Origin of the sequence: Streptomyces sp. CC53, from assembly GCF_001865245.1 — a bacterium.
GTDB lineage: Bacteria > Actinomycetota > Actinomycetes > Streptomycetales > Streptomycetaceae > Streptomyces.
Window position 1 is genome coordinate 1 of the sequence record NZ_MKXB01000058.1, and the last position, 18,380, is coordinate 18,380.

Sequence of the window (18,380 nt, forward strand, 5' to 3'; positions counted from 1 at the left end):
GGCGGCGCCGCACGGGGCGGTCCGCTCGCAGGCGCCCGCCTCCTCGGCACCCGCGCGGAAGCAGGCGGCCGTGCCGTCCCCGCGGCCGTCGGTGTCGGCCTCACCCACGGCTCCGCCGCCGTCGCCTTCCCCTTCCGCGTCGCGGCCCGCCGCACCGCCGGTGGAGCAGCGCGTCACGGACCTGGTGAACGCCCGCCGGGCGCGGGCCGGCTGCGGTCCGCTGCGGCTCGATCCGCGCCTGACGGCCGCCGCCCGGGCGCACGCCCGGGACATGGTGGCGCGCGGCTACTTCGACCACGCAGACCCGGAGGGGCGGCACGCCGACGCGCGGATCGCCGACGCCGGCTACCCCGCGAGCGCCTGGGCGGAGAACCTGCACCGCGGGCCCCGGGACGCGGCGACGGTGGTCGAGGACTGGATGGACGGATCCGTCCACGAGGAGAACATGCTCGGCTGCACGTACCGGGACACCGGTGTGGCGGCGGTACCGGGCCCGGACGGCACCGTGTGGGTGCAGACTCTCGCGGGCCCGGCCGGGCGGTAGCGGGCGGTCCGTGGCCGCGTGCCCGGCGCGACGGTGGCGGTCGGCCCGGCGGGACGGTGGTGGGCCGGGGCCGCGGCGCCGGTCAGCCCGCGACGCCGAAGTTCTGCACCCACCAGGGGCCGTTGGAGCGCAGGTTCACCCCGACGCCGATGTCGCGGAAGGCGCAGTTGAGGATGTTCTCCCGGTGGCCCGGGCTGTTCATCCAGTCGCGCATCGCGGCGGCCGGGTCCTTGGGGCCCCGGTGGATGTTCTCGCCCCAGGTGCTCCACCGGTAGCCCGCCTTGCGCATCCGGTCCCCGGCGTCCCGCCCCTCCGGTGTGTCGTGCTGGTAGTAGTTGCGCCTCGCCATGTCGTCGGCGTGGGCCTGCGCGGCCCGCTGCAGCCGGGAGTTGACGCGCAGGGCGGGGCAGCCCGTCCGGGCGCGCTCCGCGTTGGCGAGGTCCACGACGCGGCGCACGTGGTCGGCGGCGGTCCCGGCCGGTGCGGCGCCGGCCTGCGGCGGCTGCCCGGCGCGCGGGGTCGCGGACGGCGCGGCTCCGGTATCCGGGGTGCCGCCTGCGTCGAAGGGGCGGGGCGGTGGCGCGACTGTGCCCGGCTCCGCGGCACGCTGCGGGTCGGAGCCGGGGCCGCGGGGCGATGCCGGGGCGGAGGGTGCGGGGCTCGCCGCCGCCGGTATGCCGGCGCTGGGCGGGACGGAGCCCGCGGCGGAGGCGGTGGACGTTCCGGTCGGCGGCGCCGCGGTCACCGGGGCAGCCGGGGCCGTACTGCCGGGGCCGACGGTGGCCGCGGCCTGAGACGCGTGCGCGCCGTCCCCCGTGACTCCCGCTCCCCCGCCCTGCGTCCGCACGGGGTCCACCGCCCCCGTGCCGAGGGGTGCGCCGTCCCCGCCCGTGCCGCCGAGGACGAAGGTGCCCGCCGTCACGGCCGCCAGCGCCACCGCGCCGGCGACGACCGTGCCGGCGCCCTGGTAGGTCCACCGCCGCTTCGCCCTGGCGTGCCGCCGGATGCGGGCCGCTTCCACGCGTCTGCCCGGCCGGTCCTCCGGACGGTCGTCGTCGTGGGGGTCGTAGAACTGGCTGTGCTGCACGTGTACTCCGCTCTCTGCTCTCGTCTCTCGTCCTGGCGAAGGGCCGCCGGACCGCCCAGGGGGGTCCGGCACAGAGGAGACCGGGCGCAGCCACGCCGACAACGCTTTTCCCGCTTCCGTTCCGTCTTCCGCGTTCCGTTCGGTGTTCCCCGTACCTGTTCCGGCGTACGCGCGCGCCCGCGTCCCGTCCGGCCCTGCTTCCCCCTTCGGCCCGCTGGGGTCACGCCCGGTCCCTGCGTCAGGCCCGGTGGTCTGTGCCGGTCCCCCGCCGTGGAAGTCCTTCCGTGGCGACACGCCCGGGAAACCGGGCTTCGGGCCCGAAGGTCGAAAAGCGGCCACGGGAGGCGGGCGTGGTCCGTACGGACCGTTCCGGGGTGCGCGGCCCGGTGGAGCGGGTCAGGCTGGCGGCGTGGCGCAGCTGATCACGATGGCGGTGGACGAGGACGGCGAACGGACGGCCGTCTTCGAGGTCGACGACGGCCTTGGCCTGCCGCTGCCTGAACGGGTGCCCGCGGAAGGGCCGGTGGCCCGTGGTCAGGCGTCGCTCCAGGAGGCCCTGGAGCGGCTCCAGCCGGCGCTGTCCGAGGTCACCCGCTCGGTACGGCGGCTCGGCCCCGACAGGATGGAGATCGAGTTCGGTCTGAAGATGGGCGGCGAGACGGGCGTGATCGTGGCGAGGGGCACGGCGGAGGTGAACTTCGCGGTCCGGCTGGTCTGGGACCGCGCGTGACGTCCGCCACGCAGCCCCCGGCGCCGTGCACCGCCGCCCGCCCGCCGGCCGTCCCCCGCCGCCCCTGGATTCCCGCCCCCGCACCCGTCCGGTCACCCGTACCCGTCCGGCTGGAGAGCCCCATGCGCGTGATGCTGGTCCATCCCAGTGCCCTGATGTACTCGGAGATCTTCCTGCGGCTCGAACCCCTGGGGCTGGAACGGGTGGCGGCCGCCGCGCGGGACGCCGGCCACGAGGTCCGGATCGTGGACCTCCAGGTGCTGTCGCAGCGCCTGCTGGACGAGGAGCTGCGCTCGTTCGCCCCTGAGGCACTCGGTGTCTCCCTCAACTACCTGGCGAACATCCCGGAGGCCATCGAGATCGCGCGCCGCGCCAAGGCCGCCTCCCCCGGCTGCTTCGTCTTCTTCGGCGGGCACAGCGTCTCCTTCATCGCCGACCACGTGCTGCAGCAGGCCGAGGGCGCCGTGGACGCGGTCGTCCGGGGCGAGGGCGAGCCGGCCGTGGCGCCCCTGCTGGAGGCGGCGCGGGACGGCGGCCTGGCGACGGTGCCCGGCGTCGTGTGCGCGGAGGGCCGGGGGCCGGCGCCGCTGCTGATGGAGAGCCTGGACCGGCCGCGCCCGGCACGTGACCTGACCCGCAAGCGGAACCGCTACTTCATCGGCGAGCTGGACCCGTGCGCGTCCATCGAGTTCACCCGGGGCTGCCCGTGGGACTGCTCGTTCTGCTCGGCGTGGACATTCTACGGGCGGAGCTACCGCAGGGCGTCTCCCGAGGCGGCTGCGGACGAGATGGCGTCCATCGCCGAGCCGAACGTCTTCATCGTCGACGACGTCGCGTTCATCAAACCGGAGCACGGCCACGGCATCGCGGCGGCGCTGGAGCGGCGGCGCATCAGGAAGAACTACTACCTGGAGACCCGCAGCGACGTCCTCCTGCGCAACGAGGAGGTCTTCGAGCGGTGGCGGCGGCTCGGGCTGCGGTACATGTTCCTCGGCATGGAGGCCATCGACGCGGAGGGTCTCGACCTGTACCGCAAGCGGGTGAGCCCGGACGAGAACTTCAAGGCGCTGGAGGCCGCACGGCGCATGGGGATCATGGTCGCGATCAACCTGATCGTCGACCCGGCGTGGGACGAGGAGCGCTTCCGGCTCGTGCGGGAGTTCGCCCTGGCCGTGCCGGAGATCGTGCACCTGACGGTGATGACCCCGTACCCGGGCACGGAGATCTGGCACACGGAGGCGCGTCAGCTCACGACGCGGGACTACCGCCTCTTCGACATCCAGCACGCGGTCGTGCCGACCAAGCTGCCGCTGGAGGTGTTCTACCGGGAGCTGGTCCGCACGCAGGCGGTCCTCAACCGCAAGCACCTGGGCCTGCGCACGGCCCTGCGGGCGGGCGGGGTGCTGGGCCGCAACCTGCTGCGGGGCCAGACGAACTTCGCCCGCATGCTGTGGAAGTTCGGCCGGGTCTACAACCCCGAGCGCCAGCTCGCCGACCACCGGCGCCCGGTGACGTACGAGCTGCCGGTTCCGGAGCACCGGGCGGCGGCGCCCGGCCGCAAGGAACTGTTCATCCACACGCGGCCCGTGTCGGCGGTGGGCCGCAAGGCACCCGGCTCCCCGGAGGCGGACCCGGCAGCGCCGGAAACCGACGGGGCGTAGCGTCCCCCCGTCGCCCGGCACCGCGCACCGGTCGGCGCGCGGCCGCCGTCAGCGCCCGGAGCGGCTCGGCAGCGGGCCGGTGTGCCCGGCAGGTGCCCGGCGCGGCGGGGAACCGGGCGGTACGCCGTGACAGGCGGTGGCGGCCCGGAGGAGCCTGGGGGCCTGCCGGGCGCGCGCGGCGAAGCCCCGGTGCCGGTCCGGAGCCCCGTCGGGCACGGCCCGTCACGCACGGGAACGGACCGTGGTCCGTCGAGCGGTGCCCGCCGCGCCGGGGCCGGCGGTACGCGGCGACAGGCGGTGCACAGGGGCGGAGCGCGCCGGCCGGCGGTCCCCCGGCGGCGCGACGCGGCAGGCGCACCGCCCTCGACGCGTGGCCCGCCCCGGGTCACACTGGCCGCATGCCTCTGAAGGTCACCGTGTTCGGCGCGGGCAGCATCGGCTGCCACCTGGGCGGAGCCCTCGCGGCGTCCGCCCCTGCGGACTGCGAGGTCACCCTCGTCGGGCGCGCCCCGGCCATGGCGGTCGTGGCGGAGCGGGGACTGCGGCTGACCGGTGGTGGCCGGCCCGCCGCGCACGTGCCGCCCCGTGCGCTGCGCACCTCGGCCGACCCGTCGGCGGTGGCGGGGGCCGACGTCGTCCTCGTCACCGTGAAGGCGCGGGACACGCGTGCGGCGGCGGAGGCGTGCGCCGCGCACCTCGGCCCGCGTACCGCGGTCGTGAGCTTCCAGAACGGTCTGCGCGGCCCGGAGTCGCTGCGGGAGGTGCTGCCCGCCGGGACGCCGGTGGTGGCCGGGATGGTGCCGTACAACGTGCTGCGGACGGCCCCCGCCTCCTTCCACCAGGGGACGGCGGGCACCCTGGTGGTGGAGGACGTGCCCGCCGCCCGGCCGCTGGTCGCCGCGCTGCGCGGCGCCGGGCTGCCGGTGGAGCCGCGATCCGACATGCGGGCGGTGCGGTACGCCAAGCTGCTGATGAACCTCAACAACGCCGTGAACGCCCTGTCGGGGCTGCCGCTGCGGGAGCAACTCGGCGCCCGCGCGTACCGGCGGTGCCTGGCCCTGTGCCAGGAGGAGGCCCTGGCCGCCTTCCGGGCGGAGGGGGTCTCCCCGGCGCGGTGGGGCCCGGTTCCCGCGGCGGTGACGCCGCTGCTGCTGAGGCTGCCGGACGCCCTGTTCCGCCGGGCGGCGGCCGCATCCCTGCGGGTGGACGCGCAGGCCCGCTCCTCCATGTGGGAGGACCTGGAGCGCGGGCGGCCCACGGAGGTCGACGCGCTGCAGGGGGAGGTCGTGGCGCTGGCCGCCCGCCACGGGCTGGCGGCCCCGGTCAACGCCCGCCTGGTCCGGCTCGTACGGGAGGCGGAGGCCGCGGGGCCCGGCGGGGCGCGCCGCTGGTCGGGACCTGAGCTGCACGCCGATCTGAGCGCGGCGCGGCGGCGCCCGGACGGGGCCCCAGCGGAGCACTGACGCCCGCACGGCCCGGGCCGGGGGCGCGCCGGAGGGGGTGCGTGCGGCGGCGCCTCCTCACCCGCCGAGCATCCGCCGCAGCCAGCCCCCGCCGCCTGCCGGGCCCCGGCGGGACGCGGGGGCGCGGAGGTGCCTGGACTCCTCGCCCAGCCGGTGCAGTTCCTCCGGCGGGCACGCCAGTCGGAGGCGGGGCAGCAGGCGCTGCTCCACCCACCGGGTGTGGGCCGCCACCCGGTCCACGAGCTCCAGCAGGACTTCGCCGTGCCGTTCGTCCTCCGGCGGCACGTCCGCCGCCTTCCGCAGGATCCCATGCAGTTCGCCGTGGTCGGCGGCGATGCGGTCGGCCCAGGCCCGCGCGTCGCGGGGCACCCAGTCGAGCACGGCCGGCCGCAGGACCCTCCGTTCCTTCTCCAGGTGCTCCGCCAGGCCGTGCACCAGTTCGCCGACGGCGGCCGCGCGGGCGGCGCTGCCGGGCGGTGCCTCCCGCATCCGGTCCAGGAGCCGGTGCGCCCGGGCGTGGTCGGCGGCGAGTTCCTGCACGAGGTCGTGTTCGGCAGCGTGGGTCACATCGGCCTCCCCGGCCCGGCGGTCTGCGGACCTGCCCATGTTCTGCCCAATGCGCGGCCCGGCGTGGCTGCGACCCGCACACTGGCCGCGACGAGCGGTCGGAGGGAGCAGGACGCATGGTGCAGCGGAACCGGAGGCCCGGGCCCGGACGGGGCGGTCCGGCCGGGTCGAGCCGCCCGAGGACCGCGGCGTTCCTCGGGTACGTGGCGCTGGACCGCCGGGCGCCGGTGTCCGAGCTCGGCCGTGAGCTGATGCGCAAGGCGTTCCCCGACCACTGGTCGTTCCTGCTGGGCGAACTCGCGTTGTACAGCTTCGTGGTGCTGGTGCTCACCGGGAGCTACCTCACGTTGTTCTTCGACCCCAGCCTGGCGCTGGTCGAGTACCGGGGTTCGTACGTGCCGCTGCAGGGGCTCACCGTGTCCAAGGCGTACGCCACCACGCTGGAGCTCAGTTTCGACGTGCGGGGCGGCCTGCTGATGCGTCAGATGCACCACTGGGCGGCGCTGGTCTTCGTGGCGGCGATCGCCGTGCACATGCTGCGGGTGTTCTTCACCGGGGCGTTCCGCCGGCCGCGCGAACTGAACTGGACCATCGGGGTGACGTTGTTCGCCCTGGCCATGTTCGAGGGGTTCGCCGGCTACTCCCTGCCGGACGACCTGCTGTCGGGGACGGGGCTGCGCACCGCGTACTCGATCGTCATGTCCATCCCGGTGGTGGGCACCTATCTCGCCTTCTTCGTCTGGGGCGGCAGCTTCCCGGGCGAGGACCTGCTGCCGCGGCTGTACGTCCTGCACGTGCTGTTCGTGCCGGGTGTGCTCATCGCGCTGATCGGGGTGCACCTGGTGATGGTGGTGTACCTGAAGCACACCCAGTGGCCGGCGCGCGGCCGGACGAACCGGAACGCCGTGGGGCAGCCGATGTTCCCCCAGTTCACCGCGAAGTCGGCGGGGCTGTCGCTGCTGGTGTTCGGCGTCACGGCGGTGCTCGGGGGGCTCGCGCAGATCAACCCGGTGTGGAACTACGGGCCGTATCGGGCCGACCAGATCTCCACCGACGTCCAGCCGGACTGGTACGTCGGGTTCCTGGAGGGCGCGCTGCGGCTGATGCCGCCCTGGGAGACGGTGGTCGCCGGGCACACGGTGATGTGGAACGTGTTCCTTCCGGCGGTGGTGCTGCCCGGGGTGCTCTTCGCGTGCCTGTTCCTCTATCCGCACCTGGAGCGCTGGCTGTCGGGAGGCGAGGAGGGCCTGCGGGAGCACCACTTCTGCGACCGGCCGCGCGACCACGCGACCCGCACGGCGATCGGCACGGCGGGGATCGTGGCGTACGCGGTGCTGCTGGCGGCCGGGGGCAACGACGTCATCGCGCTCGTCTTCCGCATGTCACTGGAGGGCCTGACGTGGGCGTTCCGGGTGCTGATCGTCGTCGGACCGGTGGCGGCGTACCTGCTCACGCGGCGGCTGTGCCTGGCGCTGCAGGCCCACGACCGGGAGCGGCTGGAGGAGGGGGAGGAGACGGGCGCGGTCGTGCAGGACCCGTTCGGAGGCATGGGCGAGGGCCACCGGCCGGTCGGTGCGGACCGGCGCCGCACCGCACTGGTGCGGGACGTGCCGGGGCCCCTCCCCCGCCCGGCGGCGGACGCGCCGCTGCGGCGGCGGCTGCGGGCCCGGCTCAGTGCGTGGTACTGCGGGGCGCGGGTGGAGATGCCCGCCCATGCGGAGGAGCGGCTGCAGGCCACGGGCCGGTTGACGGAGCCGGTGCACGAGGCGCCGGCGGACGAGCGCTGAGGCGGCGGCCGCCGGTCGCCGCGCCGCGGGCCGCACCGCAGGGTGCCGGCCGGCGCACGCGGCGCTCGCGCTCACGGCCCCCCGTCGGGGCCCTCGTCCCGCTCCGCGTACTGGAACACCATGTGGAACACGGCCACCGCCGTCACTCCCAGGCCGATGGCGAACAGCCACAGGCCGTACACGACGCCGACGGCCATGACGGCGACGCCGAGGGCGGTGAGCACGGGCGTGGCGGCGTGCGGCGGGAAGAAGCCCAGTGACCCGCCGCGCTCGCGGACCTCGCCCTCCTTGCGGTCCTCCGGTCTGCGGCCGTTGCGCCGGTAGGTGACGGCGCAGAAGAACGCGACGAGCGCTGTCATGGCGAAGGACACGGTGAGGGCCGCGGTCCCGGCGGGCTCGCGGGCGAACACGATGTAGAAGGCGTCCGTCACCAGGAAGAACAGGGCGACGCCTGCGAAGAGGCAGGCCTCCGTCCTCATCGGCCGGTCCCTTCCGAGCGCTGCGACGACGACACGGGGTCCGGGGTGAGCCGCCCCACCGGGGGCAGGGCCGTCGCCTCCGGGTGGTGCAGGTCGAAGGCCGGCGAGTCGGAGCGTACGCGGGGCAGGGTGTGGAAGTTGTGGCGCGGTGGCGGGCAGGACGTCGCCCACTCCAGGGAGCGGCCGAAGCCCCACGGGTCGTCCGTCTCGACGCGCCGCCCGTACACGGCGGTGCGCCAGACGTTGTAGAGGAACGGCAGCGTGGACAGGCCCAGCAGGAAGGAGCCGGCCGACGAGACGGTGTTGAGGGTGGTGAACCCGTCGGCGGCGAGGTAGTCGGCGTAGCGGCGCGGCATGCCCTGCTCTCCGAGCCAGTGGTGGACCAGGAAGGTGAGCTGGAAGCCGAGGAACAGCGTCCAGAAGTGGATCCGGCCGAGGCGCTCGTCGAGGAGCTTGCCGGTCAGTTTCGGCCACCAGAAGTAGAAGCCGCCGAACATCGCGAAGACGATGGTGCCGAAGAGCACGTAGTGCAGGTGGGCGACGACGAAGTACGAGTCGGTGACGTGGAAGTCCAGTGGCGGCGAGGCGACGAGCACCCCGCTGAGTCCGCCGAGCAGGAAGGTGACGAGGAATCCGACGGCCCACAGCATGGGCGTCTCGAAGGACAGGGAGCCCTTCCACATCGTGCCGATCCAGTTGAAGAACTTCACGCCCGTCGGCACGGCGATGAGGAACGACAGGAACGAGAAGAACGGCAGCAGCACGGCACCGGTGGCGAACATGTGGTGCGCCCACACGGTCGCCGACAGCATGGTGATGGCGATGGTGGCGCCGACCATCCCGACGTAGCCGAAGACGGGCCGGCGGCTGAACACGGCGACGATCTCGGTGACGACGCCGAAGAACGGCAGGGCGACGATGTACACCTCGGGGTGCCCGAAGAACCAGAACAGGTGCTGCCACAGCAGCGCCCCGCCGTTCGCGGGGTCGTAGACGTGCGCGCCGAACTTCCGGTCGGCCTCCAGGGCGAGCAGGGCGGCCGTGAGGACCGGGAAGGCCAGGAGCACCAGGATCGACGTGAACATGACGTTCCAGGTGAAGATCGGCATCCGGAACATCGTCATACCGGGGGCGCGCAGGCAGATGATCGTGGCGATGAAGTTGACCGCGCCGAGCGTCGTGCCGATGCCGGCCACGACGAGTCCCATGATCCACAGGTCCCCGCCGAGGCCCGGGCTGTAGACCGTGGTGTTCAGCGGGGCGTAGGCGAACCACCCGAACGAGGCGGCCCCGCCGGGCAGCGCGAAACCGGCCATGACGATGAGCCCGCCGAAGAGGAACAGCCAGTAGGTGAGCGCGTTGAGACGGGGGAAGGCGACATCGGGCGCGCCGATCTGCAGCGGCATCACGGCGTTCGCGAAGCCGGCGAACGTGGGCGTGGCGAAGAGCAGCATCATCACCGTGCCGTGGATGGTGAAGAGCTGGTTGTACTGGTGGGCGTCCACGATTTGCAGGCCGGGACGTGCCAGTTCGGCCCGCATCAGCATCGCCATCAGCCCGGCGGCCAGGAAGAAGCCGAACGCCGTGGCCAGGTACATGTTGCCGATCGTCTTGTGGTCGGTGGTGGTCACGTACGTGCGGATCCTGCCGCCGAGCGCCGGTCCGGGCCGCCGTTGCACGTCGGCTTGGGGCATGGGGGCCTCCGGGGGGCGGGGTGCCGGTCGGGTCGCGGCCGGCCCCGGGCGGGTCACGGCCCTCCTGTAGCCCGTGTGGCGCGCGGTCAAACCCGGGCGTCCGCCATCCGGCCCGCCGCTGGCCGGGCCGGGGCACGGGGCACGGCACGGACCCGGGTCAGCCACCCGGGGCGGCCACCCCGGGTGTCCCCGGTTTCCGCAGCGCCGGGAGGGGCCGAGGGACGGCGAGGCGGAGGGGCCGGTGGGCGGGCGGACCAGAGGCGGACGGACCGGAAGCGGCTCCGAGCGGAACCCTGGCTGCGGTCCCCTCGGCAGGAACACCGTCAGCGGGGGGAGGCGTGCGGCAGTCCCGGTGCCGAAGCCGCCCCGCCGGTTGCTTGAAGCAGCAACGGGCGGACCGAGCCCGCCGGTCGACCGACCACACGAGGAAGGCGCTGCTCAGCGGCGGTGCGGTGGGCGGGGGGCCGGCTGCGCGCGCACCGTGTGGAGGAGGCCACACTGCAAAGCCCGCCATACCGTGCCATAAAGGGATAAAGATCTCTTCACCTAGGAGCGCAGGCGATGAGCACTTCATCGACAGAGTCGACGCAGAAGCCGGGTACCTCGGGGAACCGGTCCGGGGAGGGACGCGGGGGCCTGGTGACGGAACACGGCAGGACCACCATCTCCGACGCGGTGGTCCAGAAGATCGCCGGCATAGCCGCACGTGAGGTCGACGGCGTGTACAACCTCGGGGGCGGCGGGTCGCGGGCCGTCGGAGCCGTCCGCGAGCGCATCCCGGGGTCGCGCGGCCCGAGCATCACCCAGGGCGTGTCCGTCGAGGTCGGGGAGACCCAGGCAGCGGTGGACGTCGTGATCGTCTGCGAGTACGGCGTCTCCATCATGGACCTCGCGGCGGGCGTCCGGCGCAACATCATCAAGTCCATCGAAGGCATGACCGGCCTGGAGGTGGTCGAGGTCAACATCGCCGTCGACGACGTCCACCTGCCCGACTCCGACGAGGACGAAGGCGCGTCCACGGGTCCCCGGGTGCAGTGAACGGACCGCCCGACCACGACGAGACCGCCGCAGAGAGCAGCGGCACCGGAACCCCGGCGGACGGCAGCGGATTCGACCCGGCGCGGATCGCGGCTGCCGCCGCCGGCTGCCGGCTGGTCAGCCGGCTGACCACCGGCCGCTTCGGCGCGTCGGCGTACCTGCCGGGACGGCGCGTGCCCGGCGTCGAGGTGTCCGGCAGGACGGTCCGCGTCCACGTCGTCGGCCGCTACGGCCACCCGGTCGCGGACATCGGCTCCGAGGTGAGGGAAGCCGTCGCCGCCGCGGCCCCGGGCGCCGTGGTCGACGTCGTCGTCGAGGACCTCGACACCGGCGACCTCCCCTAGGCGACTCTGCCCGTTGAACCCCCAAGGCTTCAGTGCGAGGTGTTGTGATGTCCCCGTCCCCTCCTGTTCTCGGTCTGGCGTTCGGTGTGGCCCTCGGCTTCGCCGGCGCCTTCGGCGGCGTCGTCGCCTTCTTCGTCGTCCTCTGCCTCGGCCTGCTCGGGCTGCTCGTCGGCTGGGTCGCCGAGGGCGGTTTCGACCTCAAGGCGTCCCGTGACGCCTACCGTGCCGGTACCCACCGTTCCCGGGCCCGCGGATGAGCGGCGCCGACACCGGGGCCGCCGTCGGCCCGGAACCCGAGCCCGAGCCGCCCGCCCCGGGCGGCGGCCCGGGACGCACGGTCATCGCCGAACGGGTGGTGGAGAGGATCGCGGCGCGGGCCGTACGGGAAGCGGGCCGCGTCGGGGGCGTCGCTCCGCGACTGCTCGGCGTCCCCCTCGGCCGGGAAGGGGCGCAGCGCGCGTCACCGGTGACCGCGTGGGTGGGCGGTGACGTCACGTCCCTCGCCGTCACCGTCTCCCTCGTGTGGCCGTGGTCTGCCCGCACGACCACCCGCCGGCTGCGCGACCACATCATCGAGCGGGTGCAGAACCTCACCGGCCTGCGGGTGGACCACGTCGACATCGACGTCACCCGCCTGCCGTCGCCGTCCGGCCCTGCCCGGAGGGTGCGATGAGGCCGATCCCCCGCAGGTTCCTGGTCGCCTTCGTCTCGCTGGTCTTGGCAGCGGCCGGCGCGGCGGTCGCCATCGACGTGGTGGCGGTCGGCACGGGCAACGCGCCCGTGGTGTGGCCGCAGCGCTCGATGACTCGCGAGCTGCGCACCCACCAGTGGGGCGACGACGCCATCATGGCGGTGGCCGCCGGGATCGCCGTCATCGGTCTGGTCCTGCTGTGGGCAGCCCTGTCGAGCGGGCGCCGCCGCGCCGTGCGGGTGGACACCGTGGACGAGCACACCCGGACCGAGCTGACCAGACGGGGGCTGCGCCGCACCGTCGGTGCGGCGGTAGGCCAGGTGGACGGGGTCGACGACCACCGCGTACGGGTGCGCGGGCGCCGGGTGAAGGTCAGCGCCACCACTCCCCTGCGCGAACGGCAGGGCCTGCAGGACCGCATCACCGAGGTCGCCGCCGAGCAGTTGGCGGCGATCCGCACCGCCACCGCCTACAAGGTGACCGTGAAGGTAAGGACCGCCAGGGGGAGACCATGACCCGCCACCTCGACAGGACGAACCGCATCGTCCTCGCCCTGCTGGGCCTGGTGCTCCTGGCCGGGGGCGTCCTGGCGTTCCTGTACGGCTGGGGGGTGCTGGGCTCGGCCGGTCCGTCGGAGCCCCTGCTCACCCCCGGGGAGCGCCGCTACGCCGCCTCGTCGTCGTGGGTGTGGCCGCTGATCGGCTTCGCCGGCGCACTCGTCGCCGTCCTGGGTCTGCTCGTCGCCGTGGCGCAGCTGCGGCCGGACGGGGTGCGCAGCCTGCCCCTGGAAGCGGACCGCAGCCGAGGGGCGACGACGCTCAGCGCCGACGCCGTGACGGACGCGCTGGAGGAGGAGATCGAGTCCTACGGCGGCGTCCACCGCGCGGCGGCCCGCCTGACGCGCAGCTCCAGCTACCCGCACCTCGTCCTGCGTGTCACCCTCGCGGCGGAGACGGAGGTGCGCACGGCGCTCGACCGCATCCAGTCGGAGGCGCTGCCGCACCTGCGCGACTTCCTCGACCAGCCGGAGCTGCCCGCCCGGGTCAGGCTGCACGTCGCACGCTGAGCACTCGCCCGCCAGGCCCCCGCAGACCTGCTGCGGGGGCCTGGCCTGTCTGCCGCCCGCATGGCGCGACGCCGTACCGGCGGGCCGGACGGCGCCCACGGGGGCTCGCCGACGCGATCCTCACCGCGGCCGTGGAGCCGTTCCTCCGGGACGGCCGTCAGCATTCGGGGGAGCAGGGCCTGCCGGTTGCCGTTCACACGACGCCGTCGCGGTAGACCGGGTGGTGGTGGCCGCTGGAGTTCGACTTGTAGATGTACATGCGGACAGGGGCGCCCTCGGGCAGGTCCAGATACTTCCACGGGGTGCGGTAGGGCGCGTAGTGGCCCTTGGTGGCGGCCGGGCGGCCGTCGTTCGCACAGGGACCCTAGTGCTCCGATCGCCGTTGTGATCACCGTGGCCGGTGCGGGGCTTGCTGCCGGTGGTGTCCGGCCGGGAATCGATCCTGAGGGGCGCGCGCCGGCACCCGGCGGGGCGGACGGACGGCGGGTCAGGTCGGGCACGGCTGCGGCGCCCCGTGCGTGCTGCTGCGGCCCGGCGATCCGGGAGGCGGTGTCGGCAGCCAGGCTCCTGTGACCGGCCGCCGGGGCACCGGGCCGGGGGCCGGGGCCGGGCGCTTCGGGGACCGTCGTGCGATGCGCCTCTCCTGCCGTTGCGCCGTGCCGCAGCCTGCCCCGTGGCTGAGGGAACCGGGGGGCCGGCACAGTCGCACCACGCCGTCCGGGGAGCGATCCGCCCCCGCGCCACCGGCGAGACCGGCCGGGAAGGCAGGCTGCGGGCCGGTGCCCCCGTGTCAGGTCCGACGGCGGTCGCCGCACCCCTCCCGATCCACGTGAGGAGTGGATGAGCCCTGCCAACGTGCACAACGAATGGACCCGCTGGAAGAGATCATCGTCGGCACGGTGGTGGGCGCCCCCGTCGTCCCCCGTGCCGACCGCAGCCTCCCCGGTTCACCGACGCCGGCGTCCGGGTGCACGTCCTGCGCAAGATCGCCGGACAAGGGTCACGGGCCACCACTCAGCGGCATCCGCACCCTGACGCGCACAAGATCACCGCCGTCGGCGCCGCCCTCTCGGCGCACCTCGCCGGGCTCCGCGCACCCCGGCCCCTGCCGAGCCCCGTTCCGCCCTCTGAGCGGTGAAAGCGATGTGGCCCCCCAGAAACGATCAAAGGGCCGTTCCAGATTCCTCTGAAACGACCCCTGATCTGCGACTTTCTCAAGTCGGGACGACAGGATTTGAACCTGCGACCCCTTGACCCCCAGTCAAGTGCGCTACCAAGCTGCGCCACGTCCCGGCGCGTTCGCTGCGGCTGAGCCGTGGCGAACGCGACGAGAGAACACTACCTCATCCGCGTCACCGGTGATGGGCGAGGGCCTCCTCCGCCTGGGCGGTCAGGGCGTCCGCGCCGCAGGTCGTGGCGAGGGCGGCGGCGCGGGACAGCGCCGCGGGGCAGGCGAGGGCACTGGCGTGGTCGTAGACGGCCTGGGCGTGCTCGTACCGGGACGGCGATGCCTCCAAGTGGCGGACCGCCCGGGACAGCAGGGTCCGGGCCTCGTCCGGGGCGGCCAGCAGCGCCTGGCAGCGGAGCGCCTCGCCGAGAGCGGTGTCCGTCCCGAAGCGCTCGGCGTGGGCACGGGCCAGCGCGGCGTTGCGGGCGGCGCGGTCCGTGTCCCCGGCGGCGAGGGAGGCGCGCACGAGGTCGTACGCCCAGGGGGCCCACGTGCCGTTGCGGCGGCCGCGGGCCTCCAGGGCGGCTCCGGCGGCCTCCAGTTCGCTGACGGCCTCGCGGACGCGGTCCTCCGCCAGGAGGAGTCGGCCGAGGACGGAGGGCCCGTCGGGCATCACCATCGCGCTCGGCCAGGGCGGTCCGAAGGCGTAGCGGTCGGCCAGTTCGCGGGCCTCGGCGGTACGGCCGCGGGCGACGAGGGTGTCGATCAGGAGGCACACCGCGTCCCAGTGGACGGCCAGTCCCGTGCCGACCCGGTCGGCCAGGCGCAGTCCCTCGCGGAGGAACGTCTCCGCCTGCCGCAGGTCGCCGGCGCGGCGGTGGGCGAGGCCCAGGAGGGTGTGGGCGAAGGCCAGGTGGGCGCCGCTCCAGCCGGAGATCTCGTATGCGCGCACCGCCTCCTCGAACAGGTCGCGGGCCCGGTCGGGCCGGTCGGTGAAGGCGTAGGCGATACCGACCATGGCGGGCGTCTCGAAGCCCCACTCCGTGTCGGTCCAGCCGACGCCGCGTGCCGGGCGGCCGTCGAGGAGGGCGCGGTCGCAGAGGTCGACGACGTGAGCGGCGTCCTCGCCGCGCAGCATCGCGTCGAAGGCGCGCAAGGAGAGCAGGGCCCGTTCGGCGGAGTCGGTGCCCTTGAGGCGGTCGGCCAGGTCCGCCAGGCGGCGGGAGCGGCCCTCGGGGTCGTCCTCGGCGGCGCGGAACGACTCGTACATGAAGTGCGCGGCCTGGAGGCGGGTGCGGGCAGGGCCCGGGGGCGTGCGGGCCGCCTCGGTGGCGACCGCGACGGACGCCTGCCGCAGCTGGTTGCTGTGGGCGAGCGCCTGGGCGAGACGGCAGGTGGCGTCGGTGCGCAGGGCCGCCGCCAGGCCGGGCAGATCGAGGGCGGAGCGGAGGTGGCGGACGGTGGCGTCGGGGGAGGTGAGGAGGGCCGCGCAGCCCAGTTCGTAGAGCACTTCGGCGTAGGCCTCGGGCGGCGGTGGTTCCTGGAGGGCCCGTTCGAGGCAGCGCCGGGCGGCGTCGGGGGCGCCCACGGCGAGGTGTTCGCGGGCTGCGTCGCGCAGTTGCGCCACCACCTCGGGGTCGTCGTCGGGGTGCACCTCCAGGAGGTGCCGGGAGGCCGCGGCCGCGCCGAGGCCCGCGTCGGTGACCGCCCAGGCGGCCGCGCCGTGCAGAGCGGTGCGGACGGCGGGCGGGATGGCCCGGTACACGGCCGTGGCGACCAGCGGGTGGGTGAACTCCAGGGGGTCGGTGCCGGTGAGCACGCGTGCCTCGCGCAGCCGGTGCGCGCAGTCGTCGGCCGTGTCGCGGCCCATGCCGGCGAGGCGGGCGGCGACGCGCGGGGAGATGTCGGTGCCGAGGACGGCGGCGGCCCAGGCGAAGCGGGTGGCGTCGCTGCCGAGTTGCTCCAGGCGGTCGGCCAGGCCGTCGCCGCGGGAGGAGGCGCCGAGGTCGCGCAGCCGGCCCGCGCTGTCGGCGACGGGCTCGATCCGGCGGTCGCGCACCTGCGCGAGGAGCTCCACGGTCTCGTACGGGTTGCCGCCGGTCACCGTCCACAGCTCGCGGCAGAACGGTGCGTCGGTGCGGTGGCCGAGGGCGGAGCGCACCAGGTCGGTGGTGGCCTCCTCGGTCAACGCACTGAGGGTGACGGTGAGTCGGGCCTGGTCGCCTAGTCGCCTCAGCAGGGTCGCGGCGGGTTCGGTGCGGGCGTCGGGTCGGTTTCCGGGGCCGGGGCCGGTACGGGGGTCGGCGTAGGCGTCGGAGCGGTGGGCGAGGACGACGAGGAGCGGCAGCGCGGGCAGTCGGCCGGCGAAGGCGGCGAGCCACGTGAGCGATTCCGCGTCGGCCCAGTGGGCGTCGTCGACGAGGACCACGAGGGGCTTGCCGCGCTGCTGTTCCGCGAGCCGGGTGACGACCCGGTCCAGTCCGTCCCGTACGCCCTGGGGATCGGCGAGCGGCCCGGTCGGCGGGGCGAGGGCGAGGGCGGGAGCGGTGAGCTCGAAGCGGTCGCCGAAGAGGCGGCGCAGCCGGTCCTCGGGTTCGGTGAGCAGGGCTGGGAGGAGCAGTTGGCGCACGACGTGGAAGGGCACGGAGGTCATGGTCTCGGCGCCGGTCGCCGACAGGACGGTGCAGCGGCCGCCTGCGCGGCGCCTTATCTCGGTGAGCAGGGCGGTCTTGCCGATGCCGGCCTCGCCCCGGTAGATGATCAGTCCTCCGGAGGGAGCGGGACTGCACAGCGCGTCAACGGCGCGTATGGCTGCGGCGAGTTCCGGTTCCCGCTCCAGCAGGGGTACGGGGAGCGGGTCTTCCGCCGGGGACGGCAACATCGGCCTTTCCCTTCCATGTGCGGTCTGGGCGTGGCGTGTCGGCCGGCGCGGTCGGCCGGAGGTGGTGATCCTCTGCGGGGGGAGCGTAGTCGTACGGCCTGGTGAGGGGTACCGTTCGGGTCGTTCGCGGACCGTCCGGGGAACGGGCGACAATGGGCGGATGGACGGCGTGGACGGTGGAAGCAGAGGGCCGCGGGACCGGGACGCGGAGGGGCGGGCGCGCAGTGCGCGGCCCCGGGACGGGCTCGGGCGGCCCCTGCCGTACGGCGTGGACGGGGTGGCCCGGCAGCCGGAGGGTGTGGCGCGTGCGCCGGAGGACGCCTTGCGGGAGGCCCAGCGGCTCCTGGACTCGGGGATGCCGTTCCATGCGCACGAGGTGCTGGAGGACGCCTGGAAGGCGTGCCGCGGCACGGAACGGGCCGGCGAGGAGCAGTTGTGGAGGGGCCTGGCCCAGCTGGCGGTGGGTCTGACGCACGCCGCCCGCGGCAACGCGGTGGGCGGTGCGCGGCTGCTGCTGCGGGGGGCCGAGCGGATCGGCCCGTACGGCGCCGACAGGCCGTACGGCATCGACGCCACAGCCCTCGCGGACTGGGCGGGCCGCCTCGCGGCGCGACTGGCCGGGGTCCCGGCCCCGGAGGTCGATCCGGCGGCGGAAGCGCCGCGTCTGACGGGAGGCCGGGGCGCGGCGGCCTGACGACGGTTCGGCGGCGGGGGCCTTCCGGATGTCGGCGGGACGGCCGTCGGCCACCGGAAGGGCGTGCGGCGGCCGAGGAACGCGGCACGGGCGGAAGCCGGCGGGCCCGGCGGATCCTGTGGCCGGTTGCCCGGTCGGCGCCCGGCGGTGGACGGCAGTGGACGGGGCGCCGGGCTGCGGGCTGCGGGGCTTGGCGGCGTGGGAGGCATAGGCCCGGGGGAGCCGAGACGTGACCTCGGCCGCTGCCGGTCGGCGTCGTGGGCGGCGCACGCCGCTCGGGCCGCCCCGACGTGGGCGGGCTGCACCGTGCCCCAAGGCAGTGGCTCGCCGTCGGCGTGTGGTGTCCGTGGCGGACTCGGTCATCCGCTGGCCGCGGCGGCGGACGGGCCGGGCGGCGGGGCGGACGCGGCAGTCCGGCGGGCCCGGCGGATCCTGTGGCCGGTTGCCCGGTCGGCGCTCGGCGGTGGACGGCAGTGGACGGGGCGC

Annotated in this window: 17 protein-coding genes and 1 tRNA gene; 12 read left to right on the forward strand and 6 right to left on the reverse strand. The window is 74.9% G+C overall.

The features are described from left to right. Positions 1-160: 160 nt before the first annotated feature. Positions 161-544, forward strand: a complete 384-nt coding sequence (locus BJP40_RS05265) for a CAP domain-containing protein (protein WP_256220638.1) — start codon at positions 161-163, stop codon at positions 542-544. Between the two features lie 82 nt (positions 545-626). Here the strand turns inward: BJP40_RS05265 and BJP40_RS35265 are convergent, their stop codons facing one another. Continuing rightward, on the reverse strand, positions 627-1,631 hold the full coding sequence (locus BJP40_RS35265; RefSeq protein WP_071279008.1) for a CAP domain-containing protein: 1,005 nt from the start codon (positions 1,629-1,631) through the stop codon (positions 627-629). 409 nt (positions 1,632-2,040) lie between these two features. On the opposite strand from BJP40_RS35265, the gene BJP40_RS05275 reads away from it, so the two are divergent. The 3 genes from BJP40_RS05275 (at position 2,041) to BJP40_RS05285 (ending at position 5,485) form a co-directional block, all read left to right on the forward strand. Continuing rightward, complete coding sequence (locus BJP40_RS05275; RefSeq protein ID WP_079170939.1) at positions 2,041-2,361, forward strand: CU044_2847 family protein; 321 nt, start codon at positions 2,041-2,043, stop codon at positions 2,359-2,361. A 122-nt stretch (positions 2,362-2,483) separates the two neighbouring features. Then, positions 2,484-4,022, forward strand: coding sequence for a hopanoid C-3 methylase HpnR (gene hpnR, locus BJP40_RS05280; RefSeq protein ID WP_071279010.1), 1,539 nt, complete (start codon positions 2,484-2,486; stop codon positions 4,020-4,022). A 398-nt stretch (positions 4,023-4,420) separates the two neighbouring features. Continuing rightward, positions 4,421-5,485 carry a 2-dehydropantoate 2-reductase gene (locus BJP40_RS05285; protein ID WP_071279012.1) on the forward strand — a complete coding sequence of 355 codons (1,065 nt, stop codon included), beginning with the start codon at positions 4,421-4,423 and terminating at the stop codon, positions 5,483-5,485. Positions 5,486-5,542: 57 nt separating this feature from the next. On the opposite strand, the gene BJP40_RS36070 is transcribed toward BJP40_RS05285, so the two are convergent. After that, complete coding sequence (locus tag BJP40_RS36070) at positions 5,543-6,052, reverse strand: hemerythrin domain-containing protein (RefSeq protein ID WP_071279014.1); 510 nt, start codon at positions 6,050-6,052, stop codon at positions 5,543-5,545. A 116-nt stretch (positions 6,053-6,168) separates the two neighbouring features. Here BJP40_RS36070 and BJP40_RS05295 point away from each other — a divergent pair, with 116 nt between their 5' ends. Beyond that, a complete protein-coding gene (locus BJP40_RS05295; protein ID WP_079170940.1) occupies positions 6,169-7,839 on the forward strand; it encodes a ubiquinol-cytochrome c reductase cytochrome b subunit in 1,671 nt (556 codons plus the stop codon). A gap of 71 nt (positions 7,840-7,910) precedes the next feature. Here BJP40_RS05295 and BJP40_RS05300 read toward each other — a convergent pair whose 3' ends face one another. Both BJP40_RS05300 and ctaD read right to left on the reverse strand, forming a co-directional pair. Then, positions 7,911-8,318 carry a cytochrome c oxidase subunit 4 gene (locus BJP40_RS05300; protein WP_071279016.1) on the reverse strand — a complete coding sequence of 136 codons (408 nt, stop codon included), beginning with the start codon at positions 8,316-8,318 and terminating at the stop codon, positions 7,911-7,913. Further along, complete coding sequence (gene ctaD, locus BJP40_RS05305; RefSeq protein WP_071279018.1) at positions 8,315-10,012, reverse strand: cytochrome c oxidase subunit I; 1,698 nt, start codon at positions 10,010-10,012, stop codon at positions 8,315-8,317. Before ctaD ends, BJP40_RS05300 begins: the two co-directional genes overlap by 4 nt. A gap of 561 nt (positions 10,013-10,573) precedes the next feature. Here ctaD and BJP40_RS05310 point away from each other — a divergent pair. From BJP40_RS05310 to amaP, 6 genes are read left to right on the forward strand one after another with little or no spacing between them, the layout of a single operon-like run. Beyond that, positions 10,574-11,050 (forward strand): Asp23/Gls24 family envelope stress response protein, encoded by a 477-nt coding sequence (locus BJP40_RS05310; RefSeq protein ID WP_071279020.1) that lies wholly within the window; start codon positions 10,574-10,576, stop codon positions 11,048-11,050. Beyond that, a complete protein-coding gene (locus BJP40_RS05315; RefSeq protein WP_107416710.1) occupies positions 11,047-11,394 on the forward strand; it encodes a hypothetical protein in 348 nt (115 codons plus the stop codon). The genes BJP40_RS05310 and BJP40_RS05315 overlap by 4 nt, the downstream gene beginning before the upstream one ends. 47 nt (positions 11,395-11,441) lie before the next feature. Beyond that, complete coding sequence (locus tag BJP40_RS05320) at positions 11,442-11,651, forward strand: hypothetical protein (protein ID WP_071279022.1); 210 nt, start codon at positions 11,442-11,444, stop codon at positions 11,649-11,651. After that, positions 11,648-12,067 carry an Asp23/Gls24 family envelope stress response protein gene (locus BJP40_RS05325; protein WP_079168950.1) on the forward strand — a complete coding sequence of 140 codons (420 nt, stop codon included), beginning with the start codon at positions 11,648-11,650 and terminating at the stop codon, positions 12,065-12,067. The genes BJP40_RS05320 and BJP40_RS05325 overlap by 4 nt, the downstream gene beginning before the upstream one ends. Next, on the forward strand, positions 12,064-12,600 hold the full coding sequence (locus tag BJP40_RS05330; RefSeq protein WP_071279024.1) for a DUF6286 domain-containing protein: 537 nt from the start codon (positions 12,064-12,066) through the stop codon (positions 12,598-12,600). Before BJP40_RS05325 ends, BJP40_RS05330 begins: the two co-directional genes overlap by 4 nt. After that, the gene (amaP, locus tag BJP40_RS05335; protein WP_071265246.1) at positions 12,597-13,151 is read left to right on the forward strand and encodes an alkaline shock response membrane anchor protein AmaP; all 555 of its coding nucleotides are present in this window, start codon (positions 12,597-12,599) and stop codon (positions 13,149-13,151) included. Before BJP40_RS05330 ends, amaP begins: the two co-directional genes overlap by 4 nt. Positions 13,152-14,370: 1,219 nt before the next feature. Here amaP and BJP40_RS05340 read toward each other — a convergent pair. Together BJP40_RS05340 and BJP40_RS05345 are read right to left on the reverse strand one after the other, a co-directional pair. Further along, positions 14,371-14,444 (reverse strand) — tRNA-Pro (locus BJP40_RS05340). 59 nt (positions 14,445-14,503) lie between these two features. After that, complete coding sequence (locus tag BJP40_RS05345; protein WP_071279026.1) at positions 14,504-17,200, reverse strand: AAA family ATPase; 2,697 nt, start codon at positions 17,198-17,200, stop codon at positions 14,504-14,506. 160 nt (positions 17,201-17,360) lie between these two features. Between BJP40_RS05345 and BJP40_RS05350 the strand changes: the two genes are divergently transcribed. Next, positions 17,361-17,894: a DUF309 domain-containing protein gene (locus BJP40_RS05350; RefSeq protein ID WP_071279028.1), complete on the forward strand. Its 534-nt coding sequence runs from the start codon at positions 17,361-17,363 to the stop codon at positions 17,892-17,894. Positions 17,895-18,380 lie beyond the last annotated feature (486 nt).